The sequence below is a fragment of the Vibrio sp. YT-15 genome, assembly GCF_033337445.1.
Classification (GTDB): Bacteria; Pseudomonadota; Gammaproteobacteria; order Enterobacterales; family Vibrionaceae; genus Vibrio; species Vibrio alginolyticus.
Window position 1 is genome coordinate 79,004 of sequence record NZ_JAWOQR010000016.1, and the last position, 21,162, is coordinate 100,165.

Consider the following 21,162-nt stretch of genomic DNA (forward strand, 5'->3'; position numbering starts at 1 on the left):
ATCGGGCTCTGGTTATTATTGTTTTACGTTTAAATCAAAAAGCTCTAGGTCCCACTGACGGTTACCACGCTTTAAAGTTACAAATTCACTATTAATGCTCGCGACGCGATAACCCTTAAATAGCTCGCCTTTTTCGACAAGTTTGTTATCCATAATCGCGATACAATCAGTACTTGGCTTACACACAATACTGTTGAGCTTAGGCAGTCGGTACCGTTTAACTTTTGGTTTCGCTGACGTTTCAACCGCTGGCTTTTCCCAACCAAGTGGGGCCGTTGGGTCCTGGTTTGCCCAAGCGGTTCCTGCCGCTGCCATAACAAGCAATGAGATGATGAGTTTGTTAACCACCAATAAACTCCTCTCTAGATCCTAGTGTGTAGACTTCTAACACAAGCTTCGCTTTCGGGTACTCTTCGACTTTATAACTAAAGCTGCGCCAGTAATAACTCGCAGGAAGGCTCTCCAATTTATTCAGATAATTAGCAATAGAAAAATAGTCACCAGTCAGTTCCATACGAACAGGATGCACGTAGTAACCAGAGTATTGCGATGCTTCTTTATCTTCCGTTATTGGCTCAGATGGCAAGGTTTGCAGAGACAAAAGGTGAATGCCACTTTGCTGCTCCAACACATTTTCAAGCAGCTCAGCCATTTGCGAAGGTGTAATAAGATGCTCGATGATCTCCGCTAATTGCATCGAAAGATGCTGACTCTCAGCTAACAGATTAGATATCGCGCGATCAATCTCAGCATTTGGATCTTTCTTAAGTTGCGCCTGAATACGTAGCGTATCGATTTCAATCTTTTGATTGGCTTGCTTTAAATTACTTAGTTGCCTCTCATTACTGATGATCTCGTTAAGCTTTGGCTCCAATACCAGCGTAAAGAGCAACATGATCACGACAACTAAACCGCACAATGCGGTGAGCACTTTTTCACGCGTACTCATTTCGCCAAAGCGCCCTTCTAATGAGAGCCAGAATTCGTTCATTTCTCTTTATCCTCGCGCGTTTTTAGTTCAAACGTCACAATATCCTTATCATTTCGACCTATTTTGACGTCGTCAAACGTTCGGCCAACCAAGCTAATTTCATTTTTAAATTGGCTGACCCAATTTGGCACTGAGCTCGGTTTTTTCGCTAGTCCCTTCAGGTCTAAGGTATGGGTATTGATTCGAATTTCGGACAAAGAAATTTCTTGGTTTCCTAGCTTCGCTAATGATTGCATCACGCCAGAGTAACCCGTGCGTTGCGAGTCATCGTATTTCCCGACAGCTTTAAGCGAGTCTCGCTTCGCCTTGACTTCACGCTCTAAGCGGGCTTTAGCTGCCAGCTTATTATTGTCAGGTTGATGCTTACGTAGCTTGACTTGATAACGTTCAAGCTCTGACTTCATGATATCGCCTTTACTTTTTACAATAGCAATCTCATCTTCCAAACCGCTGCTCTGCCAAGTGACATAACCGTAAGAAAATAGAATTGCAGCCGCCGCAACGCCCCAAGATAACACGATATTTTTTAGCGTCAGGAGCTCTTTTTTCGGCTTTAAGTAATCGGGATATAAGTTGACGCGTCGAGTATTTGAAGTAGCCGCAGTGTCAGCCAAAACATGTCCTGATAGCTCATGTTCTGGTGGTAATAACGGTGAAACCTTAGTACTTAAACGGTAGTTCAGAGCCTGAACAAGCTCGCTCTCATCCTCTTCATCGCAGCACACTTTCAATTGATGTAATTGCACGTGGCGTAACTGAGATGAAAGATAATCAATCGAACGTTGCAGTTCTAACGACAGACTGTCCATCTGTAAATCGCTAGACGGAACCCCCGTTAACGGTGGCGTCACACTGCGAATAGAGCGGTGGAACGCAATAGTATTTTCAACAAAAGCGCTTATACGGAAATGACCACGCACACTGCGTTGTAACAATAGGAAGTTTCCTAGTTCACCCGCAGTCTCTCCCCAAATATCGTCTTCAGGAAGAATAGCTTCTAATGGTAACTGGGCTCGGCTGGCCAGTAACACAATCTTATCCAATATTTTTCGCGATAAGACGTATGCTTGCACTTTGGTTGAATTCGGTAACTCGACCGCATCGGCAATAATGTCGATAGCACGCTCAGAGATCAGTTCTTTCAACAAAAATGGTAATGCGGCTGGCCATTCTTGACGCGGCATGACCGGTTTGTCGATTTGGTACATCTGGTAATAGTTATGAGAAAGAACAACCGTTAATGAATCATACGCACTTGCTGCAACGCTCAATGCTTGCTCAACGGCTTTTTCCCAATTGGACTCAGAAATATCAAATTGGTATGGACGACTACTTTTGATTGAAGATGATAAATAAACGGCGTCTGGCTGAATAACCAAAAAGCAGGAGCGACCACCACTAGATGATCGCTTAAGCTTGTCGAATAGTGCTTTGAAATCCATGATTATTATCTTTATTTTTTCCGCCAGCGATTTCGTCTTCCCAATTTAACTTGGGATTCTGATTGAGAATTCGGCAACGCTTGGGGACGAGGAAGAAACTGCTGCTCCGCAGAAAAGTAACGCCCTTGCCCACCATAAACCCCGAGCTCAATTAATGTGTTGAGCTCGTTCTGATTCTCAATTCCCACTGCTATAATTTTAGTTTTACTGTTTGCCGCCGCACCTAGCATACTGCGAACAAATAGCTGGTTTTCATGACGTTGGTCGATTTTTGCTACTAAACTGCGATGAAGTTTAAGGTAACGAATGTCCACTTCTTTTAAATAGTGAGTGCTGACTATGGTACGCCCAGCCTGCCCAACCATTAAGTGGCACCCTAAACCGGCCAGCATTTTAGCGACTGGTCGCATAAAGTCTAAGTGTCTTACAAATTGTGCTTCAACAAACTCAAAACTGAGACACTTTCTCTGCTCACGTGACAACTGTAAGAGTTCATCACGAAACCATTTAAAGTACTCTCGGTTAGAAAATGGCGTTACATTCAAATTGAGCGCATACGATCTTGAGTTATCAAAATTATCCTTAAACTCTCTTAAGAATTTATTAATAACCGACTTATCCATTTGCGCTTCATAACCAACCTGTCTGATCGCAGAAATGAACCGAGACGCTTTAACAATCCCATTCTCAGGATCGCGAATCCGACATGTTAACTCTTCATATAATGATTTTTTATGCGTCGCGTCACTTATTGGGTGCACAGATTGTGCGTAGAGTATCACACTTTCAGGTGTAAGTGCTGTGTCAAATAACGTTCTCCACCTCACACTTCCGCGAGCTTCTTCATCGTGGTTCCATTTTTTGAAGCGACTCCAATTATTGTTATTTTGTAGTTGCGCACTACGCAAAGCAGTCTCGGCTTCATCAATGATTTGGCTGTGTCGCTCACCTTCTTTATAAGTGGTGATGCCAATATGGCACCAGTTGTCTGGATCAAGTGGCTCTGGCGGCATTAACTTTTCTAACTGGCGAATGCATTGCGAGGCAAGGTTAGCCACATCTTTCGCACTTTGGTGCGGTAGAAAAAGCGCAAAATCAGCATCGTAATAACGGGAAAATACAACATCTGGGTATCGTTGAACTAAATTGGACAATAAACTCCCAACTTCAACAATAAACTCATCCGTAATTTGCTTATCTTGCTCTTCTTCAACCAGTTTCCAGTCTTGAATACGCACTAGCAACACGGCGCCGCGAGCCCCACTTTCTAGTAACGCCGATTCCAACTTGCTATCAAATAACACTCGGTTAGCGGTACCGGTTAGCTTATCAAGGAAGGTTTGAGTTCGAATAAAGGTATCAAATCGGCTTCGCTCTTGACGCGCATCTTGTAACTCTTCGATTAATACATCGAGCGCTTCACTGGCGGTGTAAGGCCATTCTTTTTTGTCACCTTTGGCATACTGCTCCACCCTGCCAGCCAGGATCATTCTGCCTCGCTCTTCGAGCATTTCGGAGCCTTCTAATTGCTCTTTAAGCCATGCCACGCCGCGCATTAAGCAGAAGATGATCAATACAACGGCAAGCGTGATCGACCAAAGCGCCTGCATTGAGTAGCTGTAACCTAAGTAAGGGGGAATTGCTTTAAAGTGAATCGTGTAATCTTGATTGTGAGTCAACTGGTACTCAGCCTCAAACAAGACTGACGCTTCCATTTGATGAGAAGTATCTTTGAAGCGATAAACAACGGCGTTGTTGGTCGACAACGTCATTTCGACAATATTGGAAGCCTGCAGCATCTTCGGCATCCAGCGCTGCATAGAATAAGCAGCGTCAGGATCTTCCATCTCCTTGTCGACCACCTCTACGATCCCTTCTAAATAATGGGTGAGATATTCCTGCCCAAGACGTTTAAAAGAGAGGGTGCCACCGACAAACAAGATAAACATGGCGCAGATAACGATCATGGTGACAAAGGCCACCAGCCGTGTGCTTAACTTAAGAGTTGGGGTATACCTCATGAATACCAAATTCCTTTTTTATTCATCATATACCTTATTGAAATATTTATACTTGATAAGAGTTCATCAAACAATCGGATTAGTCTGATAGTGAGAGGCTGGAGCATAAAGAAAATCACACTCATTGATAAGTTTTATTGTTACGCCTAACCTTGCCAAGATAAGCCTGTGAGATCATTAGATTGCGACAATAAAAAAGGCCGCGATATTCGCGGCCTTTTCGATTCAAGCATAAGCAGAATTTAGAACGGGATATCGTCGTCAAAATCCATTGGTGGCTCATTGTACTGCTGCTGTGATTGCTGCGGAGCCTGTTGTTGTGGTTGCTGTTGCTGAGGCGCATTGTACTGCTGCTGAGCTGGCTGTTGAGGCTGACCCCATCCACCTTGCTGCTGCTGTTGACCGCCCATAGGTGCGCCGCCACCTTGAGCACGACCGCCAAGCATTTGCATCACACCATTGAAGCCTTGAACAACGACTTCAGTTGAGTAGCGATCTTGACCACTTTGATCTTGCCATTTGCGAGTTTGCAGTTGCCCTTCAATGTAAACTTGAGAGCCTTTACGCAAATACTCACCTGCTACTTCCGCAAGTTTGCCGAACAACACAACACGGTGCCATTCCGTTTTTTCGCGCTGTTCGCCAGTCGCTTTATCACGCCATGAATCAGAAGTCGCAATAGTAATGTTTGCTACTGCACCGCCATTCGGCATGTAACGAATTTCAGGGTCGTTACCTAGATTCCCCACCAAAATAACTTTGTTAATTCCACGGCTGGCCATGATGTGCTCCGTTTCACTCTGGATATATAAAATTTTAGCGCATTAGAATAGCACGCTTTAATGTTTTGATTAAAGTCTAATACCATTGTGATCTATTGAGTCATCCTCTAGAACCCAAATCGTATTTCAACTTACGTGTGTAGCATTTTTGATTCGCGTTGCAGACATCGTTTCGTGAAGCTTTGAATTCGAACGCATTTATTCAGTAAAGCGATGGTTATGGCCTCTCTTTAATGCCAGTTTATGGCTTCTATTGAACCCAGGGAGATTGGAACACGTGAGAAAGTCGGCTTACGCAAGAAAGCTATTTCTGATCAGTATGGAAGATAATGCGCAAAAAAAAGTGGCGGCACTCGAAAAGTACGTTGATATGAGCATCCCGGTGATTTCAACCGCAGCACTCATGGAAGCCAAGCCACAACACCGTAATAAAATTCTACTGATCGACTTCAGTGAACATAAATCACTTGTTCAATCGATCAAAAACTTGCCTCTTGTATGGAAAAACTTTGAAACCGTTGTCTTCAACGTGCCTAAAAGACTAACCACAGATGAACTTCTTTCATTTGGTCAATTAAAAGGTGTGTTTTATTCTGAAGATACGCTAGAGCAAATTGGAGAAGGGTTAAAAGGCATTGTTAACGGTCAAAACTGGCTGCCGCGTAATGTAACCAGTCAACTTTTACACTATTACCGCAATGTCATTAATACTCATACTGCACCAGCTACGGTAGACCTAACCATTCGTGAGCTACAAGTACTGCGTTGCCTACAAGCTGGCGCCTCGAACAGTCAGATGGCCGAGGAGTTATTCGTCAGTGAATTCACCATCAAATCGCACTTGTATCAGATATTCAAAAAGCTATCCGTAAAGAACCGAGTACAGGCAATCGCCTGGGCAGACCAAAACTTAATGTCATGATGCAATGTGAGCGGCTCTGATAACTGAAATGACGAGTCGCTCATCTTTTTTCCGCACCGAGTCTCACATTTTTTCCTACTTTATTCATGATTCATTGATACCTCTCGTGTTAAAGTTATGCGCAGATTCTTGATAAAAACGAGATAGGATATTCCCCCAATGATAAAAAAATGTCTGTTCCCTGCTGCAGGCTATGGCACACGCTTCCTACCGGCAACGAAATCTATGCCAAAGGAGATGATGCCAGTCGTGAACAAACCGCTTATTGAATACGGTGTCGAAGAAGCAATCCAAGCTGGTATGAACGGCATGTGTATTGTGACAGGTCGTGGCAAGCACTCGATCATGGACCACTTTGATAAGAACTACGAACTGGAACATCAGATTAGCGGTACCAACAAAGAAGAGCTGTTGGTAGATATCCGTGAAATCATTGAATCTGCAAACTTCACTTATATACGTCAACGCGAAATGAAAGGCTTGGGCCACGCGATTCTAACTGGACGAGAATTGGTAGGCGATGAGCCATTTGCTGTTGTTCTTGCTGATGACCTTTGTGTGAACGAGCAAGAGGGCGTACTGGCTCAGATGGTGGCACTATTTAAGCAGTTCCGCTGTTCTATCGTTGCAGTGCAAGAAGTACCAGCCGAAGAAACGCACAAATACGGCGTTATCTCTGGTGAAATGATCAAAGACGACATCTACCGCGTAGACGACATGGTAGAAAAACCAGAGAAAGGCACGGCACCTAGCAACCTTGCGATCATTGGTCGCTACATCCTGACTCCCGATATTTTTGAACTGATCGAAAACACCGAACCAGGTAAAGGTGGTGAAATTCAAATCACTGACGCGCTGCTGAAGCAAGCAAAAGCGGGCTGTGTATTGGCTTACAAATTCAAGGGCAAACGCTTTGACTGTGGTAGCGTTGAAGGTTACATCGAAGCAACTAACTATTGTTTTGAAAACCTGTATCTAAAAGATGAAAAAACCTCTGAGCTAGGTAAGCACGCAACACAAAAAGCAGTATAAAGCATCGTCTTAGTACGAAATTACTGTATCGAAAGCCCAGCACAACGCTGGGCTTTTTACTTTACTGTTTTTTTATCCAGTAATTTTCTTTGCACATTTCTCACACTATGTAATACTTGCCCCACTTGGTTATACATAGAGCAAAAACGATGGATAAAATAGAAGTTCGCGGTGCCCGAACCCATAACCTTAAAGACATTAATCTTACAATCCCTCGCGATAAACTGATTGTCATTACTGGACTAAGTGGCTCCGGTAAATCCTCTCTCGCTTTCGATACATTGTATGCAGAAGGCCAACGACGCTACGTAGAGTCTCTCTCTGCCTACGCTCGTCAGTTTTTGTCTCTGATGGAAAAACCCGATGTCGACCACATTGAAGGGTTATCACCTGCGATTTCTATTGAACAGAAATCTACTTCTCATAACCCGCGTTCAACCGTCGGTACAATTACCGAAGTCTACGACTACTTACGTCTATTGTATGCTCGTGTGGGCGAACCCCGCTGTCCAACGCACCATGCCCCTCTTGCTGCGCAAACCATCAGCCAAATGGTGGACAAAGTCCTAGAGATGCCGGAAGGCAGCAAAATGATGCTATTGGCGCCTATTGTCAAAGAACGTAAAGGTGAGCATGTTAAAACGCTTGAGAACTTAGCGGCTCAAGGCTTTATTCGTGCGCGTATTGATGGAGAAACTTGCGATCTTTCCGATCCTCCAACCCTTGAACTACATAAAAAGCACACCATTGAAGTTGTGGTAGACCGCTTTAAAGTTCGTACAGACTTACAACAGCGCTTGGCCGAATCTTTCGAGACAACACTCGAATTATCAGGCGGAATTGCAGTTGTCGCGCCAATGGATGGCGACGGTGAAGAGATTATTTTCTCCGCCAACTTCGCTTGTCCACAATGTGGTTACAGCATGCAAGAGTTAGAGCCGCGACTTTTCTCATTCAACAACCCTGCTGGTGCATGTGGCACTTGTGATGGCTTGGGTGTTCAACAATACTTCGATCCAAGCCGAGTCATTCAAGATGATTCATTAAGCTTGGCACAAGGTGCGATTCGCGGTTGGGATCAAAAGAACTACTACTACTTCCAAATGCTCACCTCATTGGCCGATCATTATGGTTTTGACCTCCATGCCCCTTTTAATTCTCTGCCAAAGAAAACGCAAGATGTCATTCTAAAGGGCTCAGGTCGTACTGAGATTGAGTTTAAATACATCAACGATCGTGGCGATATTCGCGTTAAACGCCATCCATTCGAAGGTATTCTGAATACCCTAGAACGTCGCTATCGTGATACAGAGTCCAACTCTGTCCGTGAAGAGCTTGCAAAATACATCTCCACTAAATCTTGTTCAAGCTGTGGCGGTACTCGTCTACGCCTCGAAGCACGTAACGTGTTTATTGCTGATACGACACTACCTGAGATTGTTGAACTCAGCATTGCTGATGCATTGGAATTCTTCCATTCCTTGAAACTGGAAGGTCAACGCGCCCAAATCGCTGAAAAAGTGATGAAGGAAATCAACGACCGCCTGCAATTCTTAGTTAACGTCGGTTTGAACTACCTAAACTTATCACGCAGTGCAGAAACCTTATCAGGCGGTGAAGCTCAACGTATTCGTTTAGCAAGCCAAATTGGGGCGGGTCTTGTTGGTGTGATGTATGTTCTGGACGAACCGTCGATTGGTCTCCACCAGCGTGATAATGAACGCTTATTAAAAACGCTCACTCATTTGCGCGATTTAGGTAATACCGTACTTGTGGTAGAACACGATGAAGATGCGATTCGCTGTGCAGATCATGTCATAGATATTGGTCCTGGTGCTGGCGTACATGGTGGTAATGTTGTTGCGGAAGGCACCATGGAAGAGATAGTCGCGAATCCGAATTCTCTGACAGGTCAGTACTTAAGTGGTGTTAAAGAAATCGCAGTACCGAAAGATCGCACGCCGCGAGATCCGAAAAAAACGGTTGAGCTATTAGGCGCAACAGGTAATAACCTTAAAAACGTTAACCTTTCAATTCCCGTTGGGTTATTCAGCTGTATTACAGGAGTATCTGGCTCAGGTAAATCAACGCTGATTAATGATACTTTCTTTAAAATTGCGCATACCCAACTTAACGGAGCGACAACGGCTCAGCCTTCACCTTATAAATCGATTAAAGGTCTAGAGCACTTCGATAAAGTCATCGATATCGATCAAAGCCCAATTGGCCGTACACCTCGCTCTAACCCTGCAACCTATACGGGGATCTTTACACCAATCCGTGAACTGTTTGCAGGCACACAGGAGTCGCGTTCTCGCGGTTACAAACCGGGCCGTTTTAGTTTTAACGTACGCGGTGGTCGTTGTGAGGCCTGTCAGGGTGACGGTGTTATCAAAGTAGAAATGCACTTCCTACCAGATGTTTATGTGCCATGTGATGTGTGTAAAGGTAAACGCTACAACCGTGAAACGCTCGAAGTACGTTACAAAGGTAAAACTATTGATGAAGTGCTAGAAATGACGGTCGAAGATGCACGCACCTTCTTCGATCCAGTTCCTGCCATCGCTCGCAAACTACAAACACTGATGGATGTCGGTTTGTCGTACATACGATTGGGTCAAGCGGCAACAACACTCTCCGGTGGTGAAGCACAGCGTGTGAAACTGGCGCGAGAGCTATCCAAACGTGATACAGGAAAAACCTTGTACATTTTGGATGAACCAACAACCGGCCTTCACTTCCATGATATCCAGCAGTTGCTCACTGTACTGCACAGACTTCGCGACCACGGAAATACTGTCGTGGTGATCGAGCATAACCTGGACGTCATTAAGACTGCGGACTGGATTATCGATCTTGGTCCTGAAGGGGGTCAGGGTGGCGGCGAGATAATCGCTCAAGGCACTCCGGAAGATGTGTCGCAAATCGAGGGTTCGCACACAGCTCACTTCCTCAAGCCTATGTTGAAGTAGAAAAAACAGGTAAAGTATCGAGACCAGCAAGTGCTGGTCTTTTTTCATTCAAAACAACGCAATAACTATGGCTACTATACATGTAAGTGGAACAAAGCTTTCTCCCGAAAAAGTACAGGTTCCCCTCAATCGCAAGTTTCTCATTGCCTTGGCAACACTATTTGTGTTGGCAATGCACTTTTTCATGCCCAACCCCGGCGGTTCGGGGCTTTCGCTTTCGTTCAATGCGACAACTTGGATTGCTTTTAGCTTTGCATTAGGCATTGGGTGTTACCAACTTGCGAATAATCGAGTACTACGTTACTCAAAATTAACCATCGGCTTGTTCATTAGTGCTCTTATCATGACGGTGCCCATTCTGTACCCAAATGCGAATAGCAGTTTGGCAGCCAATAAGCTCATTGGCCTGTGGTGTGGTGTCCTGTTCTTTATTGTCTTACAACAATTTCATTTCAGTAATAAACATCGCCAACGCCTATTATGGTTCATTGTCCTTGCGGTTGTTATCGAAGCCATTTTTGGTTTGACACAATATCTGTATCTCAAACCAAGCAATCCGTTTGGTTACGACACGGTGGCCAATCGTCCTTATGGTATTTTCCAACAGCCCAATGTAATGGCCAGCTTTCTTGCGACAGGGTTGGTGATTGCCAGCTATTTACTTGCACGTCAGCCCTACAAATACGATCGTAAGTTAAGCGATGTTTACCTTCTCTATGCCGTACCAGTTTTAACTTTACCACTAATTGTGGCGTTGGCTTCACGCACTGGTTGGTTAGCCTCGGTCATCGCCGTGTTGTTGGTCATTCCATACATGTACCGCTTTGCAACCAAAGGGCGCTTTATCCGCTGGGTTGTGTCACTTGTAAGTGGGCTCTTACTCTCAGTCGTTGTCATGCATCTTGCCTTTCCTGATGGAGGTGGGTTAGCCGCGGAAAAAGTAAATATGGAGTCTCCTCGAGCGTATACTTTTCCACAAACATTAGACATGGTGATTGAAAAGCCTTTTACTGGTTATGGATATGGCAAGTTTGAATCTGAGTACATGCTGTATACGGCTCGTCAACATGCCCTAAATGAGAATTACCCAGCTGGTTTGCCAGCCATGGATCATCCGCATAATGAGCTACTTTACTGGGGAGTAGAAGGTGGCTTGCTGCCAATACTCGGCATCTTCTTAGCGATGGCACTGGTACTGTATCGAATCTATCAAGCCAAACGCGGAACTCGCCTTGCGTTGCTGGCCTTGTTTATACCTATCGTATTGCACTCGCAACTGGAATACCCTTTCTACCACTCTCTCGTGCATTGGTTGATCTTCGTTATCCTACTGTACTGGGTCGATCAGCGCGTCTCTCGTTATCGACAAGTCGGCTTTAGTAATGTAACCAAAAGCTTGCTGCGTGTTTTTAGTTTGGTACTTCCCGTTGCGTTTACGTTTTACATGGTAAGCGCATTACATACGAACTATGTATTGACGAAGTTTGAGACCACTAGACCAACTAACCCTGATATTCTAAATCAAGTCAGTAACCCTGTAGTTTGGAAAGACAGATTTGATTGGGATGTCTATAGCACGTTTTTAAACCTTGGGCTGTACCAACAAGACGCAACCTTGATTCAGCCTTATATCGATTGGTCGCTAAAAATCATCAAAGATAAGCCTCGCCCTGCATTTTATAATAATTTGATTTTGGCCTACCAAGGCTTAGATGACTCAAGTAAAGCGGAGCAAATTAGAGCTGAAGCACAGTTTTTGTTCCCGAAGATTGATTTCAGTGACGTCAATTACCAACCACCTTCTCAAGCAATCTCTGCCTCACCAACCCCCACTTCAGGAGCTGAGTAAGAAATACCAAAAAGCGAAGGGATGACCTTCGCTTTTCTTTATCTCATTGCTGTATGATTTTATTCAGTGAGTGACTCTTCTAACGCTTTTAAGCACAGCGCAACGTTTTCAGATCGAGCGCCGTAACCCATTAAGCCAATACGCCACGCTTTACCAGCTAATGCCCCAAGGCCAGCACCAATTTCTAGGTTATAGGTTTCTAGCAAGTGAGCACGAACTTTTGCTTCATCAATTCCTTCAGGCACGTAAATCGCATTTAATTGTGGCAACCGATGGGCTTCGTCCACAACAAATTCAAAGCCTAACTTTTGTAAGCCATTTTTGAGTTTTTCATGCATCAGTTGGTGACGAGCCCAAGCGTTTTCTAATCCTTCATTTTTCAGTATCAATAAAGCTTCATGAAGCGCATACAAGCTATTAACTGGCGCCGTATGATGGTAACTACGCTTGCCTTCTCCACTCCAATACCCCAAAACTAAACTCTGATCGAGGAACCAACTCTGTACTGGTGTTGTTCTTGCTTGAATCTTTTCAATCGCGGCAGGAGAAAACGTCACTGGTGAGAGCCCTGGTACACATGACAAACATTTTTGACTGCCAGAGTAAACCGCATCCAGTTGCCATTCATCCACTTTTAACGGCACACCACCAAGCGATGTCACCGCATCAACAATAGATAATGCATTATGCTGTTTCGCCAGCTTACCCAATGCTTGAGCATCACTGACTGCACCAGTTGAGGTTTCCGCATGCACAAAAGCAAGAATTTTTGTATCTGGGTGCTGTTCGAGTGCTTGCTCGACTTTATCAATGGAAACAGGCGTCCCCCATTCATCATCGACGATAACAACTTCACCACCAGCACGGACGACATTTTCGCGCATGCGTTCACCAAATACACCGTTACGGCAGACGATCACTTTGTCGCCTTTCTCGATCAAGTTTACAAAGCAGGTTTCCATCCCTGCACTACCAGGGGCTGAAACCGCAATAGTGAATTCATTGTCAGTTTGAAAGGCATACTTCAATAGCTGCTTGAGCTCATCCATCATACCGATAAACAGAGGATCAAGGTGACCTACAGTAGGACGACTTAGTGCTTGTAACACTTGAGGATAAATATCAGAAGGACCAGGTCCCATTAAAATACGGTGAGGTGGAATAAAGCTTTGGATCGACATGTCAGCTCCTTGATTATCTTTTATCCTGAGCATTCTAAAAGTTCTATTCAATAACATGGCTCAGGTGTAGGGTTCTTCACCCTAATAGATTTTTCCTCTATCAGCAATTAGCCGTAAGTATGGAGGTCAAACCAGTGTCACAAAATCGTTAATAAAAAACACCATAAAGGTTGAAATATTGATTGACATTAAGGCCTCAAAACCGTTCAATGTTTGAGCTTTATGTAGAAGAGGAGCGCTACCCAGGTAGATGATTTGTGGAACCGCAATTCCAACACCAATCATTGAGGGGGAGTAGTGCCGAGGTAAGTCAAAGTTGCAGGATTTGACTTGTCGGTTGAATTGGGCTGAATCCCATCAACTGTCATCAGCGCAGTCTGATGAAGGGCTTCTGAGGGTAAATTTTTCAAATAGCATTCTAAATACCTCTCTTTTTGCTCTGTTCCTTTTCTCACTAAACATTGGATGTACAATTTTTTAGGAAGTCGTGGGAGAACGCAGTGAGCGCATTTAACGTAGCTAAATTCGGTGGAACCAGTGTTGCCAACTTTGAGGCAATGAGTCGTTGCGCCACCATTATCGAAAACAATCCAAATACTCGCCTGGTCGTGAGCAGCGCTTGCTCTGGCGTCACCAACCTATTGGTAGAACTCGCCAACGGCGTTCAGGATCAAACGCACCGTACTGAGCTGCTGCAAAATCTGGCCAACATTCATGACGCCATTTTAACTCAGCTCGAAGACAGCACGAAAACTGCTGCCGAGGTGTATGGCATATTAGATACCGTAACCAGCCTGGCCGAGGCTGCATCTATCCAAGCTAGTGCGAAGTTAACCGATCATTTAGTCGCATGTGGTGAACTCATGTCGACGCACATTCTAACTCAGTTAATGTGTGAGCGAGGCATTCAAGCAGTGCGCTTTGATATCCGCGATGTGCTGCGTACTGATGACAACTTTGGTCGCGCGGAGCCAAACATTGAAGCAATTTCGACGCTTGCGCAAGATAAACTCGTACCACTTTGCCAACAATCCGTTGTTGTTACTCAAGGCTTTATAGGATCTGACGAAGCCGGTAATACAACAACATTAGGTCGAGGGGGCAGCGATTACAGCGCCGCCTTAATTGCTGAGAGCGTTAAAGCGGCAGGGCTAGAAATCTGGACTGATGTTCCGGGTATCTACACAACAGACCCGCGAATTGCACCAAAAGCCTCACCAATTCCCGAGATCAGCTTTAGTGAAGCTTCAGAAATGGCTAACTTTGGCGCTAAAATCCTTCACCCTTCTACGCTAGTACCTGCATTGCGCCACGACATTCCGGTATTTGTGGGGTCATCGAAAGAGCCTGAAAAAGGGGGAACTTGGATTCGCCACCAAGTCGAAAGCTCACCGTTATTCCGTGCGCTAGCTTTGCGTTGTAACCAAACCATGGTAACGCTACGCAGCGCCAATATGTTCCACGCATACGGCTTCTTAGCAAAGGTCTTTGAGATCCTTGCAAAGCATAAGATATCTGTCGATTTGATCACAACATCTGAAATCAGTGTATCGTTAACACTTGATCAAACCGATACATCCGGCGGCGCGCCGCAGCTGCCGCAAGCTGTACGAGAAGAGTTAGAAGAGTTATGTAAGGTAGAAGTTGAACGTGACCTATGCCTCGTTGCCCTAATTGGTAACAACATGAGTGAGAGTAAAGGCTACGCGAAACAGGTTTTTGGCACGCTAGAAGATTTTAACCTACGCATGATTTGTTATGGCGCTAGCCCTCACAACTTATGCTTCTTGCTCCATGAATCAGTATCGAAACAAGCCATACAAAAACTCCACACTGAGTTGTTTGAGAAGTAAGTTCAACTCAATAAAACAAAGGGCTGCGTATCTGCAGCCCTTTGTCGTTTCATTAGTTGTTACATTTGGACGAGGTAAACATCAATTTAACCGTTAATGTTTGGCCCTAACCATTTTTCAGCCTCGATCCTATCCCACCCCTTACGATCGGCGTAACTCTCTAGCTGATCTTCTTGGATCTGTGCGATCGCAAAGTAACGTGAGTCAGGATGAGAGAAATACCAACCAGAGACTGACGCGCCCGGATACATTGCATAGCTGGAGGTTAGAGTCATGCCAATATTCTCTTCCACATTAAGTAGCTCCCAAAGCGGTCCTTTTTCAGTATGCTCAGGGCACGCTGGATAACCTGGTGCAGGGCGAATACCTTGGTATTTTTCACGAATGAGATCATCGTTAGATAAATCTTCATCCGCAGCATAACCCCAAATTTCTTTGCGGACACGCTCATGCAAATACTCAGCAAACGCTTCGGCTAGGCGATCCGCCACCGCTTGAATCATAATTGCGTTGTAATCATCTCCCTGTGCTTTGTATTCATCAGCAAGCTCTCGTTCACCAATACCACCAGTGACAGCAAATGCCCCTATCCAATCATGTTTACCCGACTCTTTAGATGCGATGTAGTCGGATAAACAATAGTTGAATCCTTTTGGTTTCTCGGTCTGTTGTCGCAAGTTACGTAATACTTTCACAACGTCGGTACGAGTTTCATCAGCATAAACTTCAATGTCGTCCCCCACGCTCGCAGCAGGGAATAAGCCACACATTCCACGCGCTTTTAACAGGCCTTCTCGCTCAACTCGATCAAGTAACTCGTTGGCATCTTCGAATAAACGTTTTGCTTCTTCACCAACTTCTTCATGTTGGAAAATTGTTGGATACTTACCTACAAGTGACCAAGTCATAAAGAATGGTGTCCAATCGATGTATTGACGTAATATAGCCACATCAAAATCATCGAAGATATGAATGCCAGGCTTAACAGGCACTGGAGGGGTGTAAGCTTCCCAATCGATAGCAACTTTATTCGCTCGAGCAGCTTCTAATGTCACTGGTTTGGTTCTCGGTTTCTTTCGATTATGTTGATCACGTACTCGTTCGTAATCAGCTTCAAGTTTTTCAACAAATTCAGGGCGACGTTCATCTGACAAAAGAGAAGTACATACGCCCACTGCACGTGAGGCGTTGTTCACGTAAACCACTGGATGCTTGTAATTTTGCTCAATCTTAACTGCTGTATGGGCTTTTGACGTTGTTGCGCCACCGATGAGAAGAGGTAAGTTAAAGTCGAGACGCTCCATCTCTTTTGCAACATGCACCATTTCGTCTAATGAAGGCGTGATCAACCCTGATAAACCAATAATATCGACGTTTTCTTCTTGCGCTACTTTTAAGATCTTTTCGCAAGGAACCATGACACCAAGATCGATAATTTCGTAGTTATTGCACTGCAATACAACGCCAACGATATTTTTCCCGATATCATGTACATCACCTTTGACCGTCGCTAGCAAAATCTTACCGTTTGTTTGTCCCACCTGCTTTTCTGCATTGATGTAGGGCTCGAGATGCGCGACTGCTTGCTTCATCACTCGTGCAGATTTTACGACCTGAGGAAGGAACATTTTACCTTCACCAAACAAGTCTCCGACGACGTTCATCCCATCCATTAGTGGGCCTTCAATCACCTCTAATGGCTTTGAAGCGTTGACACGAGCCTCTTCGGTATCATCAACGATGAACTCAGTTATTCCTTTCACTAACGCGTGCTCTAAGCGCTTTTCAACAGGCCAAGTTCTCCACTCAAGTGCAGAGGCATCCTCCTCTTTACCTACCCCTTTGCCTGCATATTCCGCCGCGATATCTAACAATCTCTCAGTGGCGTCATCATGACGGTTAAGAACGACATCTTCCACAGCCTCACGCAATTTTTCAGGCACGTTATCGTAGATTTCTAACTGACCCGCATTCACAATCCCCATATCCATACCATTTTTAAAACAGTGGTAGAGGAACACCGCGTGAATCGCTTCACGTACATAGTTATTGCCACGGAAAGAGAATGAGACGTTAGAAACACCACCCGAGATCATCGCATGTGGTAAATCACGTTTGATATCGCCAACGGCTTCAATGAAATCCACCGCGTAGTTATTATGCTCCTCGATCCCCGTAGCAATGGCAAAAATGTTTGGGTCAAAAATGATGTCTTCTGGTGGAAAGCCCACTTCATCAACAAGAATTCGGTAAGCGTTGGTACAAATTTCTACTTTGCGCTCACGTGTATCTGCTTGCCCAATCTCATCAAACGCCATCACAATCACAGCCGCACCGTAACGGCGGATCAACTTAGCTTGTTCAACGAATTTCTCTTTGCCTTCTTTGAGAGAGATCGAGTTAACAATGCCTTTGCCTTGGATGCACTTAAGACCGGCTTCAATAACCTCCCACTTGGAAGAGTCAACCATGATTGGTACTTTTGAGATTTCAGGTTCTGACGCACAAAGGTTTAAAAAGCGAACCATACAAGCTTGTGCATCCAACATGCCTTCATCCATGTTGATATCGATAATTTGAGCGCCATTTTCAACTTGTTGACGAGCCACATCGAGCGCTTCATCGTACAGCTCTTCTTTAATCAAGCGCTTAAAACGCGCAGAACCGGTTACATTCGTACGCTCACCGACATTGATAAATAAAGAGTCTTTATCAATCGTGAGCGGCTCTAAGCCAGACAAGCGACAAGCAACGGGAAGTTCAGGTAATTGACGAGGGGCGATATTTTCAACCGCGAGTGCCATTTCGCGAATGTGCTCAGGAGTTGTACCACAACACCCACCAATCAAGTTTAAAAAGCCACTTTGAGCCCACTCTTTAACATGCTTAGCCATATCTTCTGGCGACAAATCGTATTCGCCGAATGCATTAGGAAGCCCAGCATTTGGGTGAGCGGAAACAAAAGATTCTGATATACGCGAGAGCTCTTCAACATAAGGACGCAGTTCATCCGGGCCAAGTGCACAGTTCAAACCAAACGAAATCGGTTTAACATGACGTAATGAGTTGTAAAACGCTTCTGTGGTTTGACCGGATAATGTTCTACCGGAAGCATCAGTAATAGTCCCCGAGATCATCACAGGTAACTCAATACCCATCTCTTCAAACACACTTTCAACAGCAAATGAACAAGCCTTAGCGTTAAGAGTATCGAAGATGGTCTCGATAAGAATAAGATCAGAACCACCTTTAATCAGCGCTCGAGTCGATTCAGAGTAAGCCTCAACTAACTCGTCGAAAGAAACATTTCGATATCCGGGGTCATTTACATCAGGAGAAATAGAACAAGTTCGGTTTGTCGGCCCTAAAACCCCTGCGACATAACGTGGTTTATCGGGTGTTTTTGCGGTCCATTCGTCTGCAACTTCACGTGCAAGCTTGGCAGCTGCAAAGTTAATTTCTTCACTTAGGCTTTCCATCTCGTAGTCAGCCATCGCAATGGTTGTTGCGTTAAAAGTGTTGGTCTCAAGAATATCTGCACCCGCTTCTAAATATGCAGCGTGAATTTCCTTGATAAGTTGAGGCTGACTTAGAACCAACAGGTCGTTGTTACCTTTTAGATCACAATGCCAATCCGCAAAGCGCGTTCCTCGATAGTCTTGCTCTTCAAGTTTGTACCCTTGAATCATGGTTCCCATACCACCATCAATCAAAAGAATACGTTGCTTCAATTGAGCTTCAATCTGTTGTCTTACGTTACTTCCCACAGTACAGCCTCATTCCTTTAGTTATCTTTCCATCCTATCACACAAACTTCAGGAGTCTAGACGTCTAAACGTGGAATTAATGATTATTTTATCTCCTTCTTAACTTACAAAATAATCACGAAAAAATGTTTGCTATTTAAGCAGCATCAGCCGAGAATTCCATTCATAAAATGTTACAAATAGAGAGCTCTATGTCGGTCTATCATACTTTATGTTTTCTATCCGCAGCTGCGATGCTAATTGCTTTTGTAAACAGCAAGATAGGAAAGATGCAAACCACCATTGCGATTACCGCAGGTTCAATGGTGCTTTCACTTCTAATCTTAATTGCGGGTCAAAACAACTGGTTCCATCTCACCGAAATTGCGACGGAGACGGTCACAAGGATTAACTTCGAAGATTTCTTGCTCAAAGGCATTCTTGGCTTCTTACTATTTGCTGGTGGACTAGGCATCAAACTCCCGAACCTTAAAGATCAGAAGTGGGAGATCACTGTTTTAGCCCTTGGAGCTACACTGTTTTCTACGTTCTTTATTGGATTTGCACTGTATGGGTTTTGTCAGTTAATTGGCATCCAATTTGATTTGGTCTACTGCTTACTATTTGGTGCTCTAATATCGCCAACTGACCCAATCGCTGTATTGGCTATTGTTAAAAAACTCGATGCTCCCAAACGTATCTCCACTCAGATTGAAGGAGAATCGCTCTTCAATGATGGCTTCGGTTTGGTTATCTTCGTCACTCTATTTACGATTGCATTTGGCACTGAGGCACCAACTGTAGGTAGTGTCACCTTACTCTTCATCCAAGAAGCTATCGGTGGTATCACATATGGTTTCGTCCTCGGTTTGCTATTCCACTACTTGATCAGTGCCACCGATGATCACTCAATGGAATTGTTACTTACCATTGGTGTCCCAACGGCAGGTTACGCATTTGCTGAATACATCCATGTATCAGGCCCACTCGCAATGGTTGTATCCGGTATTATGATTGGCAACTGGACACGCTTTATTGGCTTTTCAAAAGAGAGTGAAGATCACCTTGACCATTTTTGGGAGCTTGTTGATGAATTCTTGAATGGCGTGTTATTCCTACTGATCGGTATGTCGATGCTGCTATTTGAATTCCACAAAGAAGACTGGATCATGATGGCTATTTCGGTCCCTCTTGTACTAGCAGCTCGCTATCTAAGTGTATTTCTTTCTTACATAGGCTTTAAACGTTACAGAAAATATAATCCATGGTCAGTGCGTATTTTGACGTGGGGCGGCTTACGCGGGGGCCTTGCATTGGCAATGGCACTTTCCATTCCATCTGGTATTTGGGTGATTCAAGATAAGTTAATCGATGTAAAAGAGATTATTCTTGTAATGACCTACTCCGTCGTTGTTTTCTCTATCCTCATTCAAGGCTCAACAATCACTCCAATGATTGAAAAAGCAAAAGCAGAAGAGAAGAAGATGGAAGAGAATAACCAAGCAATAACCACTCCGGAACATACGGAGCCATTGGACTCTTAAAGACACGTAACTTAATAAATAAAAAGCAGCTACCTAGCTGCTTTTTTCATAACTAATTTTCAGACTCCCCTTCAAGGACGAATGCTCCTTATTCTTTGATATACCCTCAAATATACTAAGAATCGCTACGCTACATTTTCATAGATACTAACTATTGCCGATAGATAGTATTCATAGACGAGCCTTTTAATTTACCCATTTTCATCTGTATCACTTCTCTTCCCTTGGCAATATAGGCTCCTCGCAAACATCAAAGCTAAACTTCCACAATACTTAGCAATGAGCGAGTTTGTATTTTTATGAGAAAGAGACATTTAGGGTGATTGCGTTCAGAACCCAAACAGGTTAGCAACCTCACCAAGATAAAACTGAGCTAGCATTCAGTAGATCAAAGCCTTAACAGAAATTTAGCCCCCTCCCTCTTGATCTCAGTGAGACTAAACTTGTATTCAAAGTCATCCTATTTTCAAATTAGAAACAAGCGACACTTCAAACAATTAAACTCTGTCACATAACTACATTTTCTAATATCGAATAAAAGGAGCTTTGGTGAATGAAGAGGCTCAAAACTAGCGCTCGAGACTGCAGAAACCACACAAAACTGCGTTCCACTTCACTCATGACAGGGCTTAGAAAGCATCGCCAGAGGGAAGCCTGCCTCTCGATGCAAGGTTTCAATATGAAAGTGGGTTTAAGGTAAGTCAGGTAACCAAAACGAAAAAAGCCCCAGTCTTTCGACTGAGGCTTAATATAAGTGGCGGAGTGGACGGGACTCGAACCCGCGACCCCCGGCGTGACAGGCCGGTATTCTAACCAACTGAACTACC

General features: G+C 44.3%; 13 protein-coding genes and 1 riboswitch. Of the genes, 6 read left to right on the plus strand and 7 right to left on the minus strand.

Annotated features, from left to right (window positions below):
- Positions 1-15 precede the first annotated feature (15 nt).
- The 5 genes from R7D93_RS21655 to R7D93_RS21675 all read right to left on the minus strand — a co-directional run bounded on the left by R7D93_RS21655 (position 16) and on the right by R7D93_RS21675 (position 5,236).
- Positions 16-348 carry a hypothetical protein gene (locus R7D93_RS21655; protein ID WP_005381196.1) on the minus strand — a complete coding sequence of 111 codons (333 nt, stop codon included), beginning with the start codon at positions 346-348 and terminating at the stop codon, positions 16-18.
- The gene (gspM, locus tag R7D93_RS21660; protein WP_005381197.1) at positions 341-991 is read right to left on the minus strand and encodes a type II secretion system protein GspM; all 651 of its coding nucleotides are present in this window, start codon (positions 989-991) and stop codon (positions 341-343) included. The genes R7D93_RS21655 and gspM overlap by 8 nt, the downstream gene beginning before the upstream one ends.
- A complete protein-coding gene (locus R7D93_RS21665; protein WP_225497103.1) occupies positions 988-2,433 on the minus strand; it encodes an MSHA biogenesis protein MshI in 1,446 nt (481 codons plus the stop codon). The genes gspM and R7D93_RS21665 overlap by 4 nt, the downstream gene beginning before the upstream one ends.
- Positions 2,434-2,444: 11 nt before the next feature.
- The gene (csrD, locus tag R7D93_RS21670; protein ID WP_054728884.1) at positions 2,445-4,454 is read right to left on the minus strand and encodes an RNase E specificity factor CsrD; all 2,010 of its coding nucleotides are present in this window, start codon (positions 4,452-4,454) and stop codon (positions 2,445-2,447) included.
- Between the two features lie 242 nt (positions 4,455-4,696).
- Entirely contained in the window at positions 4,697-5,236 is a 540-nt protein-coding gene (locus R7D93_RS21675) for a single-stranded DNA-binding protein (RefSeq protein ID WP_005381235.1), read from the minus strand.
- A 277-nt stretch (positions 5,237-5,513) separates the two neighbouring features.
- Here R7D93_RS21675 and R7D93_RS21680 point away from each other — a divergent pair, with 277 nt between their 5' ends.
- From R7D93_RS21680 to R7D93_RS21695, 4 genes are all read left to right on the plus strand, one after another.
- Positions 5,514-6,158: a LuxR C-terminal-related transcriptional regulator gene (locus R7D93_RS21680; RefSeq protein WP_005381237.1), complete on the plus strand. Its 645-nt coding sequence runs from the start codon at positions 5,514-5,516 to the stop codon at positions 6,156-6,158.
- A gap of 159 nt (positions 6,159-6,317) precedes the next feature.
- A complete protein-coding gene (galU, locus tag R7D93_RS21685; RefSeq protein WP_005381239.1) occupies positions 6,318-7,190 on the plus strand; it encodes a UTP--glucose-1-phosphate uridylyltransferase GalU in 873 nt (290 codons plus the stop codon).
- Positions 7,191-7,339: 149 nt separating this feature from the next.
- Positions 7,340-10,162 (plus strand): excinuclease ABC subunit UvrA, encoded by a 2,823-nt coding sequence (gene uvrA / locus R7D93_RS21690; RefSeq protein WP_213973533.1) that lies wholly within the window; start codon positions 7,340-7,342, stop codon positions 10,160-10,162.
- 67 nt (positions 10,163-10,229) lie between these two features.
- Entirely contained in the window at positions 10,230-12,011 is a 1,782-nt protein-coding gene (locus tag R7D93_RS21695) for a PglL family O-oligosaccharyltransferase (protein ID WP_213868929.1), read from the plus strand.
- Positions 12,012-12,070: 59 nt separating this feature from the next.
- Here R7D93_RS21695 and R7D93_RS21700 read toward each other — a convergent pair whose 3' ends face one another.
- The gene (locus tag R7D93_RS21700; RefSeq protein WP_017821323.1) at positions 12,071-13,192 is read right to left on the minus strand and encodes a pyridoxal-phosphate-dependent aminotransferase family protein; all 1,122 of its coding nucleotides are present in this window, start codon (positions 13,190-13,192) and stop codon (positions 12,071-12,073) included.
- Between the two features lie 220 nt (positions 13,193-13,412).
- A riboswitch (Lysine riboswitch) is annotated at positions 13,413-13,591 on the plus strand.
- Positions 13,592-13,692: 101 nt separating this feature from the next.
- Between R7D93_RS21700 and lysC the strand changes: the two genes are divergently transcribed.
- Positions 13,693-15,045: a lysine-sensitive aspartokinase 3 gene (gene lysC / locus R7D93_RS21705; protein ID WP_053350596.1), complete on the plus strand. Its 1,353-nt coding sequence runs from the start codon at positions 13,693-13,695 to the stop codon at positions 15,043-15,045.
- Positions 15,046-15,131: 86 nt separating this feature from the next.
- On the opposite strand, the gene metH is transcribed toward lysC, so the two are convergent.
- Positions 15,132-18,812 (minus strand): methionine synthase, encoded by a 3,681-nt coding sequence (gene metH / locus R7D93_RS21710; RefSeq protein WP_225497101.1) that lies wholly within the window; start codon positions 18,810-18,812, stop codon positions 15,132-15,134.
- A gap of 191 nt (positions 18,813-19,003) precedes the next feature.
- On the opposite strand from metH, the gene R7D93_RS21715 reads away from it, so the two are divergent.
- Positions 19,004-20,335, plus strand: coding sequence for a cation:proton antiporter (locus R7D93_RS21715; RefSeq protein ID WP_031781147.1), 1,332 nt, complete (start codon positions 19,004-19,006; stop codon positions 20,333-20,335).
- Positions 20,336-21,162: the final 827 nt, after the last annotated feature.

Coding starts and splice junctions, on each gene's coding strand:
- R7D93_RS21695 (WP_213868929.1), top strand. CDS start 10,230: ATGGCTACTATACATGTAAGTGGAACAAAGCTTTCTCCCGAAAAAGTA.
- R7D93_RS21675 (WP_005381235.1), bottom strand. CDS start 5,236: ATGGCCAGCCGTGGAATTAACAAAGTTATTTTGGTGGGGAATCTAGGT.
- csrD (WP_054728884.1), bottom strand. CDS start 4,454: ATGAGGTATACCCCAACTCTTAAGTTAAGCACACGGCTGGTGGCCTTT.
- R7D93_RS21715 (WP_031781147.1), top strand. CDS start 19,004: ATGTCGGTCTATCATACTTTATGTTTTCTATCCGCAGCTGCGATGCTA.
- R7D93_RS21700 (WP_017821323.1), bottom strand. CDS start 13,192: ATGTCGATCCAAAGCTTTATTCCACCTCACCGTATTTTAATGGGACCT.
- uvrA (WP_213973533.1), top strand. CDS start 7,340: ATGGATAAAATAGAAGTTCGCGGTGCCCGAACCCATAACCTTAAAGAC.
- gspM (WP_005381197.1), bottom strand. CDS start 991: ATGAACGAATTCTGGCTCTCATTAGAAGGGCGCTTTGGCGAAATGAGT.
- R7D93_RS21665 (WP_225497103.1), bottom strand. CDS start 2,433: ATGGATTTCAAAGCACTATTCGACAAGCTTAAGCGATCATCTAGTGGT.
- galU (WP_005381239.1), top strand. CDS start 6,318: ATGATAAAAAAATGTCTGTTCCCTGCTGCAGGCTATGGCACACGCTTC.